Below are 19,261 nucleotides of genomic sequence, written 5' to 3' on the forward strand. Positions count from 1 at the left end.
ACATCTGCTTTGGTGTTGTTGGGGGAGGAAACATGGTCGCCACGGCGTTCGCACAACCTCACCGCTTTACGGTTCACGACTATCACCGGATGGTCGATGCCGGGATCCTGTCGGAGGATTCGCGAGTGGAACTCATTGAGGGGGAGGTAGTTGAGATGGTCCCGATCGGCAGCCGCCAGGTCGCCGTGGTCAACCAGCTCAATGCCTACTTTGCCGCCTGTGCCGGCCCGTCTTCCGTGTCCGTTATTCCCCGATCTCCTTGAGCATGGCGAGGGCGGCGCGGTTCTCCGGTTCGTGTTCAAGGATGTGTTCGAGGACCACCTGCGCCCCTTCGCGGGAGCCGAGGTCGCGGTAGAGCTGCGCCAGCTTGAACATCGTGCGGGTATCGTTGGGGACGAGGCCGAAGTAGCGGGCGTATTCGTCCAGGGCGCGGTCGGTGGCGCCGGTCAGGCGCAGCAGTTCGGCGTGCTGGGGCATGTAGGTGGGCGAGAGGTGGGTGAGCGCTTCCAGGGCGAGCAGAGCGTTGTCGTAGTCCTGGCGGTCCAGGAGCAGGTTGCACAGTCGCGAGAGGCTCTCTTCGAGCAGTTCGGGGTCGGTGATCCGGTAGTAGGCGTCGATTGCCGGCTCACTCTCCCCGCGCAGCTCGGCGAGGTGGCCGTCGACCAGCAGCTTGAGCTGGTCGAGTTCCGGATCGTCCAGTTTGCCCAGGCCCGCGGCGAGGCGCTCGGTGCCGGCGAGGTTCTGTTGGGAGAAAAGGGTGCGCGCCTTGATCAGCAACTGCTTGTGGTCGGTGAAGTCGGCGTGTTTGGCGTGGGCCATCGTCTGATTTGCGTTGCGCTGGCCGAGGAAGGTCTCGTGCAGGCGGGATACGATCGGGTAGCGCGCGCTGAGCTCTTCGAGGCTTGGTCCGCGGCGCTTACGGAAGACCTCGATGCGTCCGGGACATTTCTCCTTCAGCCAGAAACCACTCAGGCGCAGCAGGTCGGCGTCGGGTAGCTCCTCTTCGATGCGTAGCTCGATACGGTGCATGGTGGAGTCGAGCAGCGAGAGCACCCGCTCGGCACCGCTGCGGTAGGCGCCGTAGTAGGCGTTGGCCCAACTCTTCATCTCCTTTTCCGTCCACTCCTTGCCCCCCGGACGCAGGGCACGGGTGAAGGCGAGGATCGAGTAGGTCTTGATCAGCCGCGCGGCTCGCTTGTATTTGTCGTCGAGACGCCGCTCGATGCGATCCAGCTCCTTTTTCTGTTTCGGGTTGACCAGCTTGCCGCCGGCATCGAAGGCGAGTTGCACCGCCTTCAAGGCGTCGTCGGTCAACTCCTTCACCCTCTCGGTGTCGCGGCGCATGGCGAACAGCTCGGTGAGTACCTTTTGCAGATGGCGTAGTCGCTCCTCCCGACTGTCGTGGGCGAACGGTGCGCGGAAGGCTTCCCGCCGTTCCGCCGGAATCGCTTGCAGTTCGATCCGTTCCAGCGGGAGGTAGTGGACCCCGGGGATCTTTGCCGCGTGGGGGGCCGGATTGATCACCTTGCAGGGATTTTCGACGGTCAGTTGTTCGACCTGTTGGGCGAGGGTCGCCACCCCGTTCTTGTAGGCGTGGTTGGTCTCCGCGCGGGAGCCGTCGTTGGTCTCCACGTAGGTGGTCAATTCGGCCAGCGAAGGGCCCGCCGCGAATTCGGCGCTCCCGGAGGCATGGGTGTAGCCGTTGACCGTATAGCAGAGGTCCACGCCGGCGAGGATCACCTCCCTGGCGCCGCAGCGGATGGCGACGGTCAGCGCGGTATTGGTGACCGTCGGTGCGGTGACCAGAAAGTTGTCGGGATTGAGCTCGCTCTGCCACGGCAGCAGGTAGCCGATGAAGCCGCTGATCCCCGACCACTGGTGGAGGGCCGGCGGGTAGACGTGGTAGGCATGGAGCAGTAGGGCGTCTTCGGCAAACCGGTAGATCCCCTGGCTTACCGCCAGTGCCGCGGGATGGGGGTCGATGACGAAGATGATGTCGGGCGTGATCCCCTCCTGATAGAGCTGCTCGCAGACCCGCGAGATCGCCATCACCACCAGCTTGTCGCGGTTCTCCTTCACCCAGGGGAGGGTCTGGTCGAGGGATGGGCCGCCGGCCAGCAGCACGCAGGTGAGGTCGTCGAGCAATCCGCGCAGCGCGTAGGTGGAGATACGGTTCTCCGCCAGATTGGCCATCTGCGCATTGATGAAGGTCTCCTGGCCGAGGCCGGCCTGGGTGCTCCACTCCCACTGGTCGAAGACGTCCTTCACCTGCTCGGCGAGCTGTACGTAGTTGGTGTAGTGGCCGTCGATGGCGGCGATGGAGCGGATCAGCCGCACCTTGCCCATGAACAGATAGCCCTCGATATCCATCTGTTCCGTCGCCACCCGGGTCCAGTCGGTGGAGCCGGCGAGCACGACCCGTCGGTCCGCTTGCAGATCGGGAAGGCGTCCTTCCAGGGTGGAGAGTACCTCGGGCAATTCGATCACCAGGTAGCGGGTGCCGGGGATCGGGTCGTGGTTGAGCAGATGGCGGATGAGCAGGCCGGAGTCGCTGCCGCTGATCAGGTAGAGGGTGTCCTCGCGGAACAGCTGGTCGGCGAAGTGGGCGTCGAAGACGCTCTTCGAGGCGGTGTTGGCGAAGGCGGAGCGGTTGACGGTGTAGAGGTACTCCTCACCGTGAGGGTTGGTGAGGAAGGCGCCGAGGTCGATCGGTTCGGCGTTGCGGGTTTCCGCCATTACTCGCTACTCCTGATTTTTTCTGAGGCGTGGAGGTAAGCCGACATTGCCGTGCTGTCCCCGTGGCGCCTGTAACGAATCGGCCGGCCTACCGGATACTTGACGGCGTGGGGGCGGAACGCCGGCCCAGCGGTCGGTTTGATATACGATACTTCCCTTTCTTCGAGACACTGATTTCCCGCCGTAGGATGGGCAAAGGAGTGCAGCGACGTGCCCATCGAACGAAGGCAGCGAACTTCGCGGTGGTGGACCGTTCCGATGGGTACGCTGCGCCCCTTGCCAGAGCGCGAGATACCGGTGGGCGTCCCTCGCTCGCTCAACGTTCCAGCGGCTTGTATTTGATCCGGTGCGGCTGATCCGCCTCATCACCGAGACGACGCTTGCGATCCGCCTCGTAGTCGGCGTAGTTGCCTTCGAACCAGACCACCTGCGAGTCGCCCTCGAAGGCCAGGATGTGGGTGGCGATGCGGTCGAGGAACCAGCGGTCGTGGGAGATCACCACCGCGCAGCCGGGGAATTCGAGCAGCGCCTCCTCCAGCGCGCGCAGGGTCTCCACGTCGAGGTCGTTGGTCGGCTCGTCGAGCAGCAGCAGGTTGCCGCCGCTCTTCAGCAGCTTGGCCAGGTGGACGCGGTTGCGTTCACCGCCGGAGAGGTCGCCGACGCGCTTCTGCTGGTCGGTCTTCTTGAAGTTGAAGTGGCTGACGTAGGCGCGCGAGTTCACCTGGTAGCTGCCCACCTGGATGATCTCCTGGCCGTCGGAGATCTCCTCCCACACCGTCTTGTCGCCGGCCAGCGCGTCGCGGCTCTGGTCGACGTAGGCGACCTGCACCGTCTCGCCGACGCGGATCTCGCCGGCGTCGGGTTGCTCCTGGCCGACCAGCATGCGGAACAGGGTGGTCTTGCCGGCGCCGTTGGGGCCGATGATGCCGACGATGCCGCCGGGGGGCAGGTTGAAGTTGAGGTCGTCGACCAGCAGGCGGTCGCCGAACGCCTTGCGCACCCCCTTGGCCTCGATCACCACGTTGCCCAGCCGCGGGCCCGGCGGGATGTAGAGTTCGCGGGTCTCGTTGCGCTTCTGGTATTCCTGGCTGGAGAGCTCCTCGAAGCGCTGCAGGCGCGCCTTGCTCTTGGCCTGGCGCCCCTTGGGATTGGCGCGCACCCACTCCAGCTCCTCCTTCATCGCGCGGATGTGGGCCTGCTCCTGCTTCTGCTCCATCTCCAGGCGCTTCTCCTTCTGTTCCAGCCAGGTGGAGTAGTTCCCCTCCCAGGGAATCCCGTGGCCGCGGTCCAGTTCGAGGATCCAGCCGGCGACGTTGTCGAGGAAGTAGCGGTCGTGGGTCACCGCCACCACGGTGCCGGCGTAGTCGTGGAGGAAGCGCTCCAGCCACGCCACCGACTCGGCGTCGAGGTGGTTGGTCGGCTCGTCCAGCAGCAGCATGTCGGGGTTGGAGAGGAGCAGCTTGCACAGCGCCACGCGACGGCGCTCACCGCCGGAGAGCTTGGTCACGTCGGCCTCCCACGGCGGCAGGCGCAGGGCGTCGGCGGCGATCTCCAGCTTGCGCTCGAGGTTGTGGCCGTCGGCGGCCTGGATGATGTTCTCCAGCTCCGCCTGCTTGGCGGCCAGAGCGTCGAAGTCGGCGTCCGGTTCGGCGTAGGCGGCGTACACCTTGTCCAGTTCGGCCATCGCCTCCTGGATGTGGCCGAGCGCCTCCTCGACGTTGCCGCGCACGTCCTTCTCCGGGTCGAGATGCGGCTCCTGGGGCAGGTAGCCGACGTGGATGCCGGCCTGGGGTCGGGCCTCGCCGTTGATGTCGGTGTCGATCCCGGCCATGATCCGCAGCAGGGTCGATTTGCCGGAGCCGTTGAGGCCGAGCACGCCGATCTTGGCGCCGGGGAAGAAGGATAGGGAGATGTCGCGGAGGATTTCGCGCTTCGGCGGGACCACCTTGCCGACGCGGTTCATGGTGTAGATGTACTGGGCCATTGGGCGTCCGATTCATATTTGGATATGGAAAAGCTCGGGAGAGTATACGGAATTTGCGCCGTCGCAGCAGCCGAGACCCCCGCGCACGGTTTCGACAGAAGAATTGGACAGGATTAACAGGATTTTCAGGATTGACAGGCTGTTCCCGATCATTGTTCAAAGTGCGTGAGGAAACGGAGGAGAGCGCAGGGGGAGCCAAGGTGCGAGACACTCGATCCGTTCCAACCGGTGCGCCCCGTATCCACCCTGTTAATCCTGAAAATCCTGTCCAATTCTTCTCTTCTCTCTTCCAGCGGATACCCCGGTATAATGGGTTCATCCAGGCGTTGAGCAGCGAGGAGCGGGCCATGGGCAGCGTGGCGTATTCACAACTTCACCACTTCACGGTCCACGATTTCCACAAGATGGCCGAGTCGGGGATCCTCGACGGGGACTCGCGGGTGGAGTTGATCGAGGGGGAGGTGTTGGAGATGGTGCCGATCGGCAGTCCGCACGTCTCGATGGTCAATCGCCTGACTTCGCTGTTCGCCGCTTGTGTCGCCGGGTGCGGCCGGGTAAGCGTGCAGAATCCGTTGGGTCTCTCCGAGCTGAGCGAGCCACGGCCCGATCTGGTGGTGCTGCGGCCGCGGGAGGACGACTACGAGGCGGCGCTGCCCACTCCCGCCGATGCCTATTTGGTGGTGGAGGTCTTCAGCCGCAGCCTGGCCTTCGATCGTCACACCAAATTGCCCCTCTACGGGGCGAGCGGTGTGCCCGAGGTGTGGATCGTCGATCTCTCGGCGCGGCGGGTAGAGTGCCACTCCGGCTTGAAGGACGGTAGTTACGGCGAATGCCGGGTGGTGGAAGATGGTGAGTTTTCGCCTCGCCAGCTTCCCGATTGCCTCCTTTCCCACGGCGATCTGTTCCGCTGATCCGTTACCGCTCGTTTGCCGGGTGGGCGAGACCCCGGCCCTGTTTGGAAATACCCTCCCGAATGATCCTTCCCGTAATCCTTTCCGGCGGCGTCGGCAGCCGTCTCTGGCCCCTCTCCCGTGAGGCCTATCCCAAGCAACTGTTGGCGCTGACCGGCGAGCGGACGATGATCCAGGAGACCGCCGCGCGGCTGCACGGCCTCGCCGGGGTGGAGCGGCCGCTGGTGGTGTGCAACAGCCGCCACCGCTTCGTGGTCGCCGAGCAGATGGAGGCGGTCGGCGGGACGCGACGCGTCCTGCTCGAGCCGGTCGGCCGCAACACCGCCCCGGCGGTGGCCATGGCGGCGCTGGAGGCGATGGCCGACGGCGATGATCCGGTGCTGCTGGTGCTGCCGGCCGATCACCTGATCCGCGAGGGGGAGCGCTTCCTGCTGGCGGTGCGCGACGCGGTGGCGCACGCCGAGGCGGGGCACCTGGTCACCTTCGGCATCGTGCCCGAGCGGCCGGAGACCGGCTATGGCTACATCCGTGGCGGTGCACGGGTCGAGGGGGCGGAGGGGGTGGCCTTCGTGGTCACCGAGTTCGTGGAGAAGCCCGATCTGGCCACCGCCGAGCGCTATGTTGCGGCGGGGGATTTCTACTGGAACAGCGGCATGTTCGCCTTCCGCGCCTCGCGTTATCTGGAGGAGCTGGAGCGGTTCCGTCCGGAGATCGCCGAGGGGTGCCGTCTGGCCCACCGGGAGGCGCGGCGCGATGCCGACTTCGTGCGCGTCGGCGAGGAGGCGTTCGCGGCGGTGCCCGCCGACTCCATCGACTACGCGGTGATGGAACACACCGGCGATGCGGTGATGGTACCGCTCGACGCCGGTTGGAGCGACGTCGGTTCCTGGTCGGCGCTGTGGGAAGTGGGCGAGCGCGGCGAGGGGGGCAACGTGGTCAAGGGTGACGTGCTGCTGCACGACGTGCGCGACAGCTTCATCCACGCCGAGGAGCGGATGGTGGCGGCGGTGGGGCTCAACGACCACATCGTGGTGGAGACCGCCGACGTGGTGTTGGTGGCCCACCGTGACCACGCCCAGGAGGTGAAGGCGCTGGTCGATCGGTTGAAGGCGGAGAACCGCGAGGAGGCGGTGCTCCATCGCAAGGTCTACCGTCCGTGGGGCTGCTACGAGACTATCGACGAAGAGTCGCGTTTTAAGGTGAAGCGGATCCGGGTCAACCCCGGTGCCAGCATCTCGCTGCAGATGCACCACCATCGCGCCGAGCACTGGATCGTGGTCAAGGGCACGGCGCGGATCGTCCGCGGTGAGGAGGTGGTGATGCTGGCGGAGAACCAGTCCACCTACATCCCCGTGGGGGTGAGGCATCGCCTGGAGAACCCCGGCATCATCCCGCTGGAGATCATCGAGGTGCAGTCGGGGTCGTATCTGGGGGAGGACGACATCGTCCGCTTCGAGGACTACTACGGCCGCGAGGGCAACGGCGATGGGTGAGTGGCTCGATTGCTTCATGGCCTACGACATCCGCGGCCGCATTCCCGATCAGCTCGACGAGGGGCTGGCCTATCGCATCGGCCGCGCCTACGCCGCGCATCTGAGCCCGCGGCGGGTGGTGGTGGGGCGCGACGTGCGGCTGACCAGCGAAGCGCTCTGCACGGCGCTCGCACGGGGGCTGGTGGACGCCGGCGTGGAGGTGCTCGACATCGGCGTCTGCGGCACCGAGGAGGTCTACTTCGCCACCTTCCATCACGGTCTGGATGGCGGGGTGATGGTCACCGCCAGCCACAACCCCATGGACTATAACGGCATGAAGCTGGTGCGCGAGGATGCGCGACCGATCAGCGGGGACAGCGGGCTGTTCGAGATCGAGCGGCTGGCCGCGCAGGGGGAGTTTGGAGCGCCGGTGGCGGGGGTGCGGGTGACGCCCCTGAAGAGCCGTGGCGCCTTCATCGAGCACCTGCTGGGCTACATCGATCCCGCGGCGATGCAGCCGCTCAAGGTGGTGGCCGACCCGGGCAACGGCGGCGCCGGCCTGGTCTTCGGTGAGCTGGCGCGGCACCTGCCGATCGAGCTGGTCGAGGTGAACTTTCAGCCGGACGGGCGCTTTCCGAACGGTATCCCCAACCCGCTGCTGCCGGAGCGGCGCGCGGGGACGTCGAGCGCGGTGCGCGAGCACGGCGCCGACCTGGGGATCGCCTGGGACGGCGACTTCGACCGCTGCTTTTTCTTCGACGAGCGGGGCGAATTCATCGAGGGGTACTACCTGGTCGGCCTGCTGGGGAGCGCGCTGCTCGCCCATCACCCCGGGGCCAAGATCATCCACGACACCCGCCTCACCTGGAACACCATCGACGTGGTGCGTGCCGCCGGGGGCGAGCCGATCCAGAGCAAGACCGGCCACGCCTTCATCAAGGAGCGGATGCGCGCCGAGGATGCGCTCTACGGTGGTGAGATGAGCGCCCACCACTACTTCCGCGAATTTGCCTACTGCGACAGTGGGATGATTCCCGCGCTGCTGGCGCTGGAGCTGCTTTCGCGCAGCGGCCAACCGCTCTCGCAGCTGGTCGCCGAGCGCCAGGCGCTGTTTCCCGCCAGCGGCGAGATCAACACCCGCCTGGAGGACCCGGACGGGGCCATCGCGGCGGTGCGCGAGCGCTACGGTCACGAGGCGCTACGCGAGGAGAACCTCGACGGCCTCAGCCTGGAGTTCGCCGACTGGCGCCTCAACCTGCGTAAGTCCAACACCGAACCGCTGCTGCGCCTCAACGTCGAGTCCCGCGGCGACCGCGCCCTGATGGAGGCGCGTACCGCCGAACTGCTCGCCCTGCTGCAAGATTGATCTTCCTGCCCTTCGTGTCGGAAAACGGCGCTGATCGAAGTCGCGCCGGTTCGGATACTCTACCCTACTCGCCGATCGCTCCCTCTATTTCCCAGGAAAATTATTGGATAAAAGGTTGACTAAATAGCTTGGGTATCATATAACTCAAAACCATGTACTTTCATCGGTTATTGGCATCCCGCGGTGAAGACCGCCGGGGGCCGGGAGGAACCCAGCTATGAGACTGTCCACCAAGGGCCGCTACGCGGTCACCGCCATGCTCGATTTGGCGCTGCACGAGCACCAGAAGCCGGTCACCCTGGCTGACATCTCCCAGTGCGAACGCATCTCGCTCTCCTACTTGGAGCAGTTGTTCGCCCGCCTGCGCCGCAACGGGCTGGTCGAGGGGATCCGCGGCCCCGGTGGCGGCTACCGGCTGGCGCGGCCGGCCACCGAGGTGACCATCGCCGAGATCATCAGCGCGGTGGATGAGAAGGTCGATGCCACCGGCTGCCTCGGTAAACAGAACTGCCGCGACGGGGTGACCTGCCTGACCCACGAGCTGTGGTGTGACCTGAGCAACGAGATCTTCACCTTCCTTTCGGGGATCTCGCTCTCCGATCTGGTGAACCGCCCCGAGGTTCGCCTGGCGGCGGAGCGGATCGACGACGTCGGCGCCCGCGAGCAGCCGTTGCACCGTTCAGCTGCCTGACGCCCCGCAAAGAGGAAGAAATCGAACCGCAGATTAACGCAGATTAACGCAGATTTTTTTCGTCTGAATCTGCGCTAATCTGCGTTAATCTGCGGTTAATATTTCTTACTCTATTCCTTGGTTGGCACTAGGCTCGCCAAGTCCTCTTCGCTGATGAACAGCCCCGGATCGACCAGGGTGCGGTTGAGCAGCACGCTCCAGTGGAGGTGGGGGCCGGTGACCCGGCCGGTCTTGCCCACCTTGCCGAGTACCTCGCCGCGGCCGATCGCCTGCCCCGGCTCGACGTCGATATGGCTCAGGTGGCAGTACATGGTGAGCAGGCCGCGGCCGTGGTCGATGAAGACGGTCTTGCCGTTGAAGAAGTAGTCTCCCACCCCCACTACCGTGCCGCCGGCCGGCGCCTTCACCGGGGTCCCTTCGGCGGCGGCGATGTCGAGCCCCTTGTGGGGGCTGCGCGGCTCGCCGTTGAAGAAGCGCTTGAGGCCGAAGGGGCTGCTGCGCACGCCGTGGACCGGCAGGTCGAAGTCGGTCTCGATGGTCGCGGGGGTCAGCCAGCTCGCCTTGGCCCGGTTGATGCTCTCGCGGTCGCGCCGGTAGCGGGCGAGCTGCTCCGCGCTGGGTGCGACGTACTTCTTCTTCACCGTCAGGCGCTGTTCGGTGTACGCCTTGGACTCGACGTGGAAGGGATGGGTGAGTTCCCGCCCCCCCTGCCGCTCGACCACCTGCTGCTCCCCCGGCTCGGCGGAGAGCGGGATGCCGACCACCGCGGTCCATTGATCCCCGTCGCGCAGCACCAGCACCTTGCGCTGGCGGTAGCGCACCTCCGGGCGGGCGTCGCCCGCGGCCTCCAGCGGGACCAGCGCCACCCCGCCGGGCACCGGATCGTTTCGCGGTAGCGCAGAGGCCGCGGCGGGAATAAGCAGTAGCAGAAGAAGGATCTTGTCCGCCAATGAACGCGAATGAACGCGAATAAGAGGGTGACTGTTCTTCAATTTGCGTGCATTTGCGTTCATTTGCGGACCTCCTTTTTCTCTTCCTTTGGCGAATGGATGGTTTCGACACGGCAGGTGAGACGGCCGCGGTGGAGACGGGCCTCCAGCCGGTCGCCCTCCACGACCTCGGAGGATGCGCGGATCACCCGGCCGTCATCGCGGCGGACGATGGCGTAGCCCCGCGACAGGGTGGCCAGCGGACTGACCGCCTCCAGCGCCCGGCCGGCGGCGGCGAGGCGGTGGCCGCGCCGCTCCAGCAGGTGTTCGAGCGCTCCCCGCAGCCTCCCGGCCAGTTGGCCGTGGCGGTCGCGCAGCCGCTCCACCCGGTGGCTGGGCAGGTGGCGGGCGAGGCGGGCGGAGAGCTCGCGCAGGGTACCGCCGTGCCGGCTGAGGCGGTGGGCGCAGGCACGGCGTAGCCGGCCCTCCAGTTCGTCGAGGCGCTGGGCGCGCTGCTCCAGCCGGCGTCCCGGATGGAGCCGCTCCAGCCGCTGGTCGAGCCATTGGATGCGTTGGCGGCGCCCCTCCATCCACCGGCGCCGGGCGGCCTCCAGCCGGTTGACCTCCCGTTGCAGGCGGGCAAGCCACTCGTTGCGGTCGGGGGCGAGCAGTTCGGCGGCGGCCGAGGGGGTGGGGGCGCGGCGGTCGGCGACGAAGTCGGCGATGGTGAAGTCGATCTCGTGGCCCACCGCGCTCACCGTGGGAATCGAGCAGGCGTCGATGGCGCGCGCCACCACCTCTTCGTTGAACGCCTGGAGGTCCTCCAGGGAGCCGCCGCCGCGGCCGACGATCAGCGCGTCCACCTCGTTGCGGGCGTCGGCGGTGAGGATCTGCGAGGCGATCGACTCGGCCGCCCCCTCGCCCTGTACCGCGGTGGGATAGAGGATCACCGGGATCGCCGGGAAGCGGCGGCGCAGCACGGTAAGGATGTCGCGGACCGCTGCCCCGGAGGGGGAGGTGACCACGCCGATGGCCCGCGGCAGGGTGGGCAGTGGTTTTTTGCGCTCGGCGTCGAACAGCCCCTCGGCGGCGAGCTTCCTCTTCAGTTCTTCGAAGGCTCGGCGCAGCGCCCCCTCGCCGCCGGCCTCCTCCAGGGAGTCGACGATGAACTGGTAGTCGCCGCGCGGCTCGTAGAGGCTGACCCGGCCGCGGGCGAGCACCTGCTGGCCATTGTCGGGGCGAAAGCGGAGCCCTTGGCCGCGGTTGCGGAACAGCGCGCAGCGCACCTGGGCGCCGCCGTCCTTCAGCGAGAAGTAGAGGTGGCCGGAGGCGGGGCGGGCGAGGTTGGAGATCTCACCTTCCACCCAGAGCAGCGGGAAGCTCCCTTCGAGGGTGGCGCGCACCTCGCGGTTGAGCTGGCTGACGGTGAGGACCAGACGCTCACGCGCGGCCTGCGGGGTGGGGGAGGACATGGGCGGCAAGGGTAAAGGGAAACGGGCGGGGAGGGAAGGAGGGCGCCGGGCGGCGAGCAGGTTGCCGCTACCGCGGCGACGCGAACGGAGGCAGCGGGATTCGAATTGGCAGTCGCTTTCCGACGGTTTCGTCCCATTCGGAGAGATTGGCGTGAGGTTTCGCGGGAGTGCCTCCGTTCACGTCGCCGCGGTAGCGACGACCTACGGCAACCGGAGACAACGGAGCATGACTACACGAGGACCTTTCCGATTACCACAACCCCACTCCCATCAACCCCATACGCGATTTTCGAGGGGTGGGCGCCCCCAGCGCCCCGCCCCTCAAAAATCGAGCTGGGCGCGCACGCTGATCACCCACTCGTCGTCGTCGTGGACGGTGCCGCTGCCGTCGAAGTTGGAGTTGCCGATCCACTGTACCGACGGGGTGACGGCGAACTGCTCGGTGAGGGCGAAACGGCCGTAGAGCTCGGCTACCGAGGTGTCCTTGCCCCCCGCCAGATCGTCGGAGACCCAGGTGCGGCCGGCGCCGACGCCGACGGTGGCCAGCTCGGTGGGGATCTCCAGGGCGCCGGAGAGGAAGGCGTTGGCCTCGGAAAGCTTCGGCGCGGCCCAGCCGGCGCGCAGGTTCCACTTCAGGTGGCCGCCGATCGGCCCCTCGGCGAGGCCGTAGAGGCCCCAGGCGTTGTTGTCGGTGCCGGCGCTGCCGTCGAGGTGGGCGTGGTCGGAGGTGTTGGCCCACAGGCCGGCCTGGAGCGCCGTCTCGCCCACCGCCCAGGCCAGCTCGCCGGCGAGGAACAGCCCCTTGTCGTCGGGCTGGCCGTCCCCATCGACGTCTTCGATGTCGTTGTCGAAGAGGCTGGAGTAGGAGGCGTAGTCGTCACCCAGGCCGTGGGAGCGGGCGGCCACCAGGGTGAAGCCGGGGCCACCGCCGAGCGTGCCCTGCCATGCCACCCCGAGGGTGTAGTCGGGGAAGCCGATGGTGGGGTTGTTGACCAGGTTGGCATTGAGGAACTGGGCGGTCTCGTCGTTGGCCACCCCATTGGTGTCGAGGAAGGCGCTGGTGTCCATCAGGCCGGCGGTGAGGGTGCCGTCGCCGAGGGGCAGGGCGTAGTGCAGCTCGGAGAGCTGAAGGCGGCCGTTGCCGCTGCTGTCGAGGGCCGAGCCGGCGTCGCCGTTGGCCTCGCCGAGCAGCGCGGCGGGGCCGTCGTCGGCCGGGGCGTTGCCCCCCTCCAGATAGACCGTCCAGACCCCGCGGCCGGCGGGGAGGGTGGCCACCAGGTCCACCGAGAAGGTGCCGTCGTGGCGAATGCGGCTGCCGCTGGCATCCTGGAAGATGGCGGTGACGCCCCCTTCGAAGGAGGCTCCGGATTCGGCTGCCGGGACGGCGGCGGGGCCGGTCAGCAGCAGGGCGGTGAGCAGAGGCTTGAGTCGGTGGTGGTGCATGGCGGGGGGTCCGTTGGGTTTTCCTGATGCGCACATTTTGCCGCAAGCGGAGTCCATTGCGAAGACGGGGCGATGGATTCGGTGACGTTTGCGGAAAAGGAAGGGATTGCGGTACGGCGATGCGGTGGGGCGGACAAATCACCTGACATTTGCGCGCTGGTCTTTATAATCACCGGCTATTACTCGGAATCCCCATTTTCTGTTTTTTTTTCCGGAGGCTTGGAATGGCAACGATTCTCGCGGTGGATGACTCCGCTTCCATGCGCCAGATGGTGGTGTTCACCCTGAAGGGGGCCGGTTACGACGTGGTCGAGGCTGCGGACGGGGTGCAGGCGCTGCAGAGCGCCAAGAATCGGAAGGTCGATCTGGTGTTGACCGACGTCAACATGCCCAACATGGATGGGATCACCCTGATTCGCCAACTGCGTGCGCTGCCCAACTACAAATTTACACCTATCCTTACCTTGACCACCGAGTCGGCCCCGGAAAAGAAGATGGAGGGCAAGCAGGCGGGGGCGACCGGCTGGATCGTCAAGCCGTTCAATCCGACCCAGCTGCTGGCCACCGTCAAGAAGGTGCTGGGTTAGCCGGCTCAGTGTCGATCGAAACTCTTCGCCCGGGGGTAGCAGAACAATGAATATCGACCTCGAGCAGTTCCACCAGACCTTTTTCGAGGAGAGCTTCGAAGGGCTGGACGTGATGGAGTCCGGACTCCTGGAACTGGATACCAGCGGGGTGGACGCGGAGGCCATCAACACCATCTTTCGCGCCGCCCACTCGATCAAGGGGGGGAGCGCCACCTTCGGCTTCGTCGCGGTGGCGGAGTTCACCCACAAGATGGAGACCATCCTCGACGAGATGCGCGACGGGCGGCGGGCGGTGACCGAGGGCACGGTTAACCTGCTGCTCGAATCGGTGGACTGCCTGCGCGAGATGCTCACCGCGGTGCGCGCCAAGGAGACGCTGGACGAGGAGCGCATCGCCGCCCTGGCGGGCCAGATGGAGGCGCTGCTCACCGGTGGCGGCGAGGCCGGTGCCGCGGCACCGGCTGCGGCTTCCGGTGAACCCGCCCCCGACCCGCGGGAGGCGATCATCGGGTGGACCATCCGTTTCCGTCCGTTGCCCCACCTGATGCGCACCGGCAACGACCCGGTGCGGATGTTCCGCGAGCTGCGCAGCCTCGGCGAGCTGGAGGTGGCGAGCGACCTCTCCCGGTTGCCGGCCCTGGCCGATCTGGAGCCGGAAGAGGCCTATGCCGCCTGGACCCTCACCCTGAAGGGGGCGATTCCCCGCGAGCAGGTGGACGAGGTCTTCGAATGGGTGGACGGCGATTGCGAGCTGGAGATCGCCCCGATCGGCGGGGCGGTTCCGGCCCCGGCCCCGGCCAGCGTGGCCGTGCCGCCGGTGGCGGAGGAGAGACCGCAGCAGGTCGAGGTCCCGGCCACCGTCGCGGCGCGGGCGCATCCCGCGGCTTCTCCAGTCGCCTCCCCGGCGACGGGACCGTCGGTGGCGGCACCCGCGGCGGCGCGCAAGGGCGGGGCGAAGAAGCCGCTTACCCCCGAGACCGGCTCGATCCGCGTGAGCATCGACAAGATCGACGCCCTGATCAACTTCGTCGGCGAGCTGGTGATCACCCAGTCGATGCTCGGCCAGATGGGCGCCGAGTTCCAGATGAGCCGCCTGGAGCAGCTACGCGACGGTCTCGCCCAACTGGAGCGCAACACCCGCGAGCTCCAGGAGAGCGTGATGAGCATCCGCATGCTGCCGATCTCCTTCTCCTTCTCGCGCTTCCCGCGGATGGTCCACGATCTCTGTCAGAAGCTGAGCAAGGAGGTCGAGCTGAAGATCTCCGGCGAGCAGACCGAGCTGGACAAGACGGTGATGGAGAAGATCGGCGACCCGCTGGTCCACCTGGTGCGCAACTCCCTCGACCACGGCATCGAATCGCCGGCCGAGCGGCTCGCCGCCGGCAAGCCGGAGGTGGGTACCGTCCATCTCAACGCCTATCACAAGGGGGGCAGCATCGTCATCGAGATCACCGATGACGGCAAGGGGATCGATCCGGAGGCGATCCTCGCCAAGGCCCGTGAGCGCGGTCTGGTCGGTGCCGAGGAGAACCTGCCCCTCGAACGGGTCTATGACCTGCTGTTCCAGCCCGGCTTCTCCACCGCGCAGGTGGTCAGCGACGTCTCCGGCCGTGGGGTCGGCATGGACGTGGTGAAGCGCAACATCAAGGATCTCGGCGGCACCGTCGAGGTGCGCTCCGCGGTGGGCAAGGGCTCCACCTTCACCATCCGCCTGCCGCTGACCCTGGCCATCCTCGACGGTCAGCTGGTGCGGGTGGGCCGGGAGACCTACATCATCCCGCTGGTCTCGATCATCGAGACCCTGCAGACCCGCGCCGAGCAGATCAACGCCATCGCCGGCCAGGCGGAGCTCTACAAGCTGCGCGACGACTACATCCCCATCGTCCGCCTCTACGACGTCTTCGGCATCGTCCCCGACAGCACCAACCTGAGGGACGGGCTGTTGGTAGTGGTGGAGGGGGACGGCCAGAAGGTGGGGCTGTTCGTCGACGACCTGCTGAGCCAGCAGCAGGTGGTGATCAAGAGCCTGGAGAGCAACTTCCGCAAGGTGGAGGGGATCTCCGGGGCTACCATCCTCGGCGACGGCACCGTCGCCCTGATCCTTGACATCTCCGGACTGATCAGCCTGAGCGACCGGGTCTCCGGTGAGAGCCAGGCCGCCTGATCGCCGCAGGGGAGAAGAACCTAATGACCGATAAGGTGAAGCGACCGAACCCGGGAGACGAAGCCGCCGAGGAGGGCTTCGAGGTCAACGCCGACACCAACCAGTACCTCACCTTCATCCTCGCCGGTGAGGAGTACGGCGTGGACATCCTGCGGGTGCAGGAGGTGAAGGGTTGGGAGAGTGTCACCGCCATGCCCAATACCGCCGCCTACATCAAGGGGGTGATCAACCTGCGCGGCACCATCGTGCCGATCCTCGACCTGCGCGAGCGTTTCGCCCTGGAGAGCATCCCCTACGGTCCGCGCACCGTGGTGATCGTGCTCAAGGTGGGCGAGGGCAATGCCTCCAAGGTGATGGGGATCGTGGTCGACGCGGTCTCCGACGTCTACAACGTCGCCACCAGGGAGATGCGTCCGCCGCCGGACTTCTGCAGCGTCATCAGCACCGACTTCGTGCGCGGGCTGGCCACCGTCGGCGAGAAGATGGTGATCCTGCTCGACAGCGACAAGCTGCTCAATGTCGAGGAGTTCGACGAGGTGGACCTGAGCCGGCGCCCCTCCCGCCGCAGTCATCGCGACGGCGCTCGCGGAACCGAGGCGCCGACGCTACAGTAGGCCCCTCACTTTCGGGAATCGGGCTCCGCTGTCCGGCGAGGATCTGGATGCGCATCATCGCGGTAATGAATCAGAAGGGAGGGGTAGGCAAGACCACCACCACCCTCAACCTCGCCCACGCCCTGGCACTGCGCGGGGAACGGGTGGTGGCCCTCGATCTGGATCCACAGGGCCACCTGGGGGTGAGCTTCGGGGTGACCGACCGCGCGGTGCGCGGGCTGGATCGGGTGATCCTGGAGCAGGTGCCGATCGAGGCCATGTGGCGGCCGGTACGCGAGAACCTCCACCTGGTGCCGGCGGGGGTCAAGCTGGGCGAGCTGGAGCACATTGCCCAGGGCGGGGCCAAGCGCGGCTGGCTGCTGAAGCGGGCGCTGGACGCCTTCCACGGCGAGGCGGACTACCTGCTGATCGACTGCCCCCCCTCCTCGGGGCTGCTGTCGATGAACGCCCTGCTGGCGACCCGCGAGCTGCTGATCCCGGTCTCCGCCGACTATCTGGCGTTGCAGGGGCTCTCCCGGCTGTTCGGCATCGTCCGCCACATCGAGAAGGTGCTGAAGATCGACCACGGCAAGTTGCTGGCGTTGACCCGTTTCGACGAGGGGCGGCGCCTCGGATGGGACGTGCGCAAGACCCTGCTCGGCTACTTTCCGGGGCAGGTGCTGGCGACGGTGGTGCGCGAGTCGGAGGAGTTGGCGATCAGCCCCGGCTTCGGCAAGAGCGTATTCGAATACCAAGGTGAGAGCCGTGGTGCGGAGGACTACCGCACCCTGGCTGAGGATCTCGCCCTCGGGAGGGCGTTGAAATGAGCGAAGAGCACGAGAGTCTGATCGGTTTCGATCCCCTGGCCTGGATGCGCGAGGAGGAGACGTCGGCCGCGCCGGCGCCCGCTCCGGCGGCCATCCCGCCCGTTCCGCCGGCCACCCGGCCGGCGCCGCCCGAGCCGGCCTCCGCTCCGCTGGAAGCGGCGGCCGAAGCCGCGGACGACGGCCGCGAAGTCGCCACGGCGGCGGAGTCGGCGGCGGAGTCGGTGGCGGCCGTGGAGCCGCTCGACGAGGGGGTCGTCGTCCTCGGCGAGGCCCTCGACATCGCCCATGTCGGTGAGCTCTACGAGCGATTGGTCGAGGTGCTGCGGCAGGGGCGGCAGCCGGCCCTCGACGCCACGGCGTTGGAGCGGGTGGATGCTGCCGGGGTGCAACTCCTGGCCGCCTACGGCCGCGAGCTGAAGGGGCTGGGGGGGCGATTGGAGTGGCGCGGCGAGCCGGCGGCGCCGCTGCGCGAGGCCGCACGCCTCCTCGACCTGGGGGAGGCGTTGGGTCTCGCCGCCTGAGCGGCGGTGACCCACGTCGACCTGCGCAGCAACGGACCGAACGCCCATGGCAGGATCGGAGGGGGGCGCACCGGGACGCGAGTTCGTCTTCACCGACCGGGACTTCGCACGCATCCGCGAACTGGTCAAGCAGAACGCCGGGATCCATCTCTCGGATGCCAAGAAGAACATGGTCTACAGCCGCCTGTCGCGGCGGCTGCGCGAGTTGAGGCTGACCAGTTTCGACGTCTATCTCCAACGGCTCGACCACCAGAGCGGTGAGGAGCTGGTCAACTTCATCAATGCCATCACCACCAATCTCACCGCCTTCTTCCGCGAGAACCACCACTTCGAGTTCCTCACCACGACGCTGCTGCCGGAGCTGATGCGCCGCAAGGGCGCGGACCGCCGCATCCGCATCTGGTCGGCCGGTTGCTCCAGCGGCGAGGAGCCCTACTCCATCGCCATCGCCGTGCGCGAAGCACTGCCGCCGGGGCAGTATTGGGACGTGCGCATCCTGGCCACCGACCTCGATTCCAACATGGTGACCACCGCCGCCCGCGGGGTCTACACCCTGGAGCGGGTGAGCGGGCTGAGCGGCCAGCGCCTGCGCCGCTGGTTCCGCCGCGGCACCGGGGCGCGGGAGGGCCTGGTGAAGGTGGCCGGCGAGCTGCGCGAGATGATCACCTTCAAGCAGCTCAACCTGATGCACGAGTGGCCGATCCGCGGGCCGATCGACGTGATTTTCTGCCGCAACGTGGTGATCTACTTCGACAAGGAGACCCAGCGTCGCCTGTTCGACCGCTATGCCGACCTGATGCCCGAGCAGGGGCATCTGTTCATCGGCCACTCCGAATCGCTGTTCAAGGTGACCGAGCGCTTCGATCCGCTCGGCAACACCATCTACCGGAAGCGGATATAATCCCGCAATGGACAGGCAGGGCCCCCATCCGCCGAAGCGGCCCCTGAAGGGATTCGGCCACATCAACCGCTATTGGGATCCGCTCCACGACGTCTATACGGCGAAGATCCTGCCGGGCGAGTACTACGTCACCCTCCACGAGGAGGCGGTGGTCACCGTGCTCGGCTCCTGCGTCTCCGCCTGCGTGCGTGATCGGGTCTTCGGCATCGGTGGCATGAACCACTTCATGTTGCCCAGCTCCGCCGTCAGCCCGGGGGCTTCCGACGCCTGGCGCAGCTCGGACCTGAGCGACTCCACCCGCTACGGCAACTTCGCCATGGAACACCTGATCAACGACATCCTGAAAAACGGCGGGCGGCGCGAGAACCTGGAGGTGAAGGTGTTCGGCGGCGGCCGCATCCTGGCCCAGATGACCGACATCGGCCGGCGCAACATCGCCTTCGTTCACGACTACCTGCACACCGAGGGGTTGCGACTCTCCGCCGAGGACGTCGGCGACATCTACCCGCGCAAGGTCTACTTCTTCCCCACCACCGGCAAGGTGCGGGTGAAGAAGCTTCGTTCGCTGCACAACAACACCATCCTCGCGCGGGAGAACGCCTACCTCGATGCCCTCAAACAGCAACCGGTGGAGGGAGAGATCGAGCTCTTCTGAGGCGTTCCC

Annotated in this window: 17 protein-coding genes; 12 read left to right on the forward strand and 5 right to left on the reverse strand. The window is 66.8% G+C overall.

Features of this window, described 5'->3' with window-relative positions; translation table 11 throughout:
- Positions 1 to 32 precede the first annotated feature (32 nt).
- Positions 33 to 263: a hypothetical protein gene (locus tag ACYQ2W_RS00295; RefSeq protein WP_459862235.1), complete on the forward strand. Its 231-nt coding sequence runs from the start codon at positions 33 to 35 to the stop codon at positions 261 to 263.
- On the opposite strand, the gene ACYQ2W_RS00300 is transcribed toward ACYQ2W_RS00295, so the two are convergent.
- Together ACYQ2W_RS00300 and ettA are read right to left on the reverse strand one after the other, a co-directional pair.
- On the reverse strand, positions 244 to 2,736 hold the full coding sequence (locus ACYQ2W_RS00300; RefSeq protein ID WP_459862237.1) for a motility associated factor glycosyltransferase family protein: 2,493 nt from the start codon (positions 2,734 to 2,736) through the stop codon (positions 244 to 246). The two genes, ACYQ2W_RS00295 and ACYQ2W_RS00300, sit on opposite strands and share 20 nt — an antisense overlap.
- A gap of 316 nt (positions 2,737 to 3,052) precedes the next feature.
- A complete protein-coding gene (ettA, locus tag ACYQ2W_RS00305; protein ID WP_459862239.1) occupies positions 3,053 to 4,720 on the reverse strand; it encodes an energy-dependent translational throttle protein EttA in 1,668 nt (555 codons plus the stop codon).
- Positions 4,721 to 5,067: 347 nt separating this feature from the next.
- Here ettA and ACYQ2W_RS00310 point away from each other — a divergent pair, with 347 nt between their 5' ends.
- The 4 genes from ACYQ2W_RS00310 (at position 5,068) to ACYQ2W_RS00325 (ending at position 9,160) form a co-directional block, all read left to right on the forward strand.
- Entirely contained in the window at positions 5,068 to 5,631 is a 564-nt protein-coding gene (locus ACYQ2W_RS00310; protein WP_459862241.1) for a Uma2 family endonuclease, read from the forward strand.
- 62 nt (positions 5,632 to 5,693) lie between these two features.
- Positions 5,694 to 7,124: a mannose-1-phosphate guanylyltransferase/mannose-6-phosphate isomerase gene (locus ACYQ2W_RS00315; protein WP_459862243.1), complete on the forward strand. Its 1,431-nt coding sequence runs from the start codon at positions 5,694 to 5,696 to the stop codon at positions 7,122 to 7,124.
- Complete coding sequence (locus ACYQ2W_RS00320) at positions 7,117 to 8,469, forward strand: phosphohexomutase domain-containing protein (RefSeq protein WP_459862245.1); 1,353 nt, start codon at positions 7,117 to 7,119, stop codon at positions 8,467 to 8,469. Before ACYQ2W_RS00315 ends, ACYQ2W_RS00320 begins: the two co-directional genes overlap by 8 nt.
- Before the next feature lie 217 nt (positions 8,470 to 8,686).
- Positions 8,687 to 9,160 carry a Fe-S cluster assembly transcription factor gene (locus ACYQ2W_RS00325; RefSeq protein WP_459862247.1) on the forward strand — a complete coding sequence of 158 codons (474 nt, stop codon included), beginning with the start codon at positions 8,687 to 8,689 and terminating at the stop codon, positions 9,158 to 9,160.
- 110 nt (positions 9,161 to 9,270) lie between these two features.
- Here ACYQ2W_RS00325 and ACYQ2W_RS00330 read toward each other — a convergent pair whose 3' ends face one another.
- The 3 genes from ACYQ2W_RS00330 to ACYQ2W_RS00340 all read right to left on the reverse strand — a co-directional run bounded on the left by ACYQ2W_RS00330 (position 9,271) and on the right by ACYQ2W_RS00340 (position 13,004).
- Positions 9,271 to 10,152, reverse strand: a complete 882-nt coding sequence (locus ACYQ2W_RS00330; protein WP_459862413.1) for a peptidoglycan DD-metalloendopeptidase family protein — start codon at positions 10,150 to 10,152, stop codon at positions 9,271 to 9,273.
- 17 nt (positions 10,153 to 10,169) lie between these two features.
- Complete coding sequence (xseA, locus tag ACYQ2W_RS00335) at positions 10,170 to 11,561, reverse strand: exodeoxyribonuclease VII large subunit (RefSeq protein WP_459862249.1); 1,392 nt, start codon at positions 11,559 to 11,561, stop codon at positions 10,170 to 10,172.
- Between the two features lie 321 nt (positions 11,562 to 11,882).
- Positions 11,883 to 13,004, reverse strand: a complete 1,122-nt coding sequence (locus ACYQ2W_RS00340) for a carbohydrate porin (protein WP_459862251.1) — start codon at positions 13,002 to 13,004, stop codon at positions 11,883 to 11,885.
- Positions 13,005 to 13,228: 224 nt separating this feature from the next.
- On the opposite strand from ACYQ2W_RS00340, the gene ACYQ2W_RS00345 reads away from it, so the two are divergent.
- From ACYQ2W_RS00345 to cheD, 7 genes are read left to right on the forward strand one after another with little or no spacing between them, the layout of a single operon-like run.
- Entirely contained in the window at positions 13,229 to 13,591 is a 363-nt protein-coding gene (locus ACYQ2W_RS00345) for a response regulator (RefSeq protein WP_459862253.1), read from the forward strand.
- A gap of 46 nt (positions 13,592 to 13,637) precedes the next feature.
- Complete coding sequence (locus ACYQ2W_RS00350) at positions 13,638 to 15,755, forward strand: chemotaxis protein CheA (RefSeq protein ID WP_459862255.1); 2,118 nt, start codon at positions 13,638 to 13,640, stop codon at positions 15,753 to 15,755.
- Between the two features lie 23 nt (positions 15,756 to 15,778).
- On the forward strand, positions 15,779 to 16,369 hold the full coding sequence (locus ACYQ2W_RS00355) for a chemotaxis protein CheW (RefSeq protein WP_459862257.1): 591 nt from the start codon (positions 15,779 to 15,781) through the stop codon (positions 16,367 to 16,369).
- 47 nt (positions 16,370 to 16,416) lie between these two features.
- Positions 16,417 to 17,175 (forward strand): ParA family protein, encoded by a 759-nt coding sequence (locus ACYQ2W_RS00360; protein WP_459862259.1) that lies wholly within the window; start codon positions 16,417 to 16,419, stop codon positions 17,173 to 17,175.
- Positions 17,172 to 17,696, forward strand: coding sequence for an STAS domain-containing protein (locus ACYQ2W_RS00365; protein ID WP_459862261.1), 525 nt, complete (start codon positions 17,172 to 17,174; stop codon positions 17,694 to 17,696). The genes ACYQ2W_RS00360 and ACYQ2W_RS00365 overlap by 4 nt, the downstream gene beginning before the upstream one ends.
- A 46-nt stretch (positions 17,697 to 17,742) precedes the next feature.
- Positions 17,743 to 18,597: a CheR family methyltransferase gene (locus ACYQ2W_RS00370; protein ID WP_459862263.1), complete on the forward strand. Its 855-nt coding sequence runs from the start codon at positions 17,743 to 17,745 to the stop codon at positions 18,595 to 18,597.
- A 7-nt stretch (positions 18,598 to 18,604) separates the two neighbouring features.
- Positions 18,605 to 19,252 (forward strand): chemoreceptor glutamine deamidase CheD, encoded by a 648-nt coding sequence (cheD, locus tag ACYQ2W_RS00375; protein WP_459862265.1) that lies wholly within the window; start codon positions 18,605 to 18,607, stop codon positions 19,250 to 19,252.
- Positions 19,253 to 19,261 lie beyond the last annotated feature (9 nt).

This window comes from Endothiovibrio diazotrophicus, assembly GCF_054657215.1.

Bases quoted from the DNA above. Each gene is read 5' to 3' on its own strand.
- ACYQ2W_RS00300 (WP_459862237.1), bottom strand. From the start codon at position 2,736: ATGGCGGAAACCCGCAACGCCGAACCGATCGACCTCGGCGCCTTCCTC.
- cheD (WP_459862265.1), top strand. From the start codon at position 18,605: ATGGACAGGCAGGGCCCCCATCCGCCGAAGCGGCCCCTGAAGGGATTC.
- ACYQ2W_RS00365 (WP_459862261.1), top strand. From the start codon at position 17,172: ATGAGCGAAGAGCACGAGAGTCTGATCGGTTTCGATCCCCTGGCCTGG.
- ACYQ2W_RS00340 (WP_459862251.1), bottom strand. From the start codon at position 13,004: ATGCACCACCACCGACTCAAGCCTCTGCTCACCGCCCTGCTGCTGACC.
- xseA (WP_459862249.1), bottom strand. From the start codon at position 11,561: ATGTCCTCCCCCACCCCGCAGGCCGCGCGTGAGCGTCTGGTCCTCACC.
- ACYQ2W_RS00355 (WP_459862257.1), top strand. From the start codon at position 15,779: ATGACCGATAAGGTGAAGCGACCGAACCCGGGAGACGAAGCCGCCGAG.
- ACYQ2W_RS00295 (WP_459862235.1), top strand. From the start codon at position 33: ATGGTCGCCACGGCGTTCGCACAACCTCACCGCTTTACGGTTCACGAC.
- ACYQ2W_RS00320 (WP_459862245.1), top strand. From the start codon at position 7,117: ATGGGTGAGTGGCTCGATTGCTTCATGGCCTACGACATCCGCGGCCGC.
- ACYQ2W_RS00310 (WP_459862241.1), top strand. From the start codon at position 5,068: ATGGGCAGCGTGGCGTATTCACAACTTCACCACTTCACGGTCCACGAT.
- ACYQ2W_RS00370 (WP_459862263.1), top strand. From the start codon at position 17,743: ATGGCAGGATCGGAGGGGGGCGCACCGGGACGCGAGTTCGTCTTCACC.
- ACYQ2W_RS00350 (WP_459862255.1), top strand. From the start codon at position 13,638: ATGAATATCGACCTCGAGCAGTTCCACCAGACCTTTTTCGAGGAGAGC.
- ACYQ2W_RS00345 (WP_459862253.1), top strand. From the start codon at position 13,229: ATGGCAACGATTCTCGCGGTGGATGACTCCGCTTCCATGCGCCAGATG.
- ACYQ2W_RS00360 (WP_459862259.1), top strand. From the start codon at position 16,417: ATGCGCATCATCGCGGTAATGAATCAGAAGGGAGGGGTAGGCAAGACC.
- ettA (WP_459862239.1), bottom strand. From the start codon at position 4,720: ATGGCCCAGTACATCTACACCATGAACCGCGTCGGCAAGGTGGTCCCG.
- ACYQ2W_RS00325 (WP_459862247.1), top strand. From the start codon at position 8,687: ATGAGACTGTCCACCAAGGGCCGCTACGCGGTCACCGCCATGCTCGAT.
- ACYQ2W_RS00315 (WP_459862243.1), top strand. From the start codon at position 5,694: ATGATCCTTCCCGTAATCCTTTCCGGCGGCGTCGGCAGCCGTCTCTGG.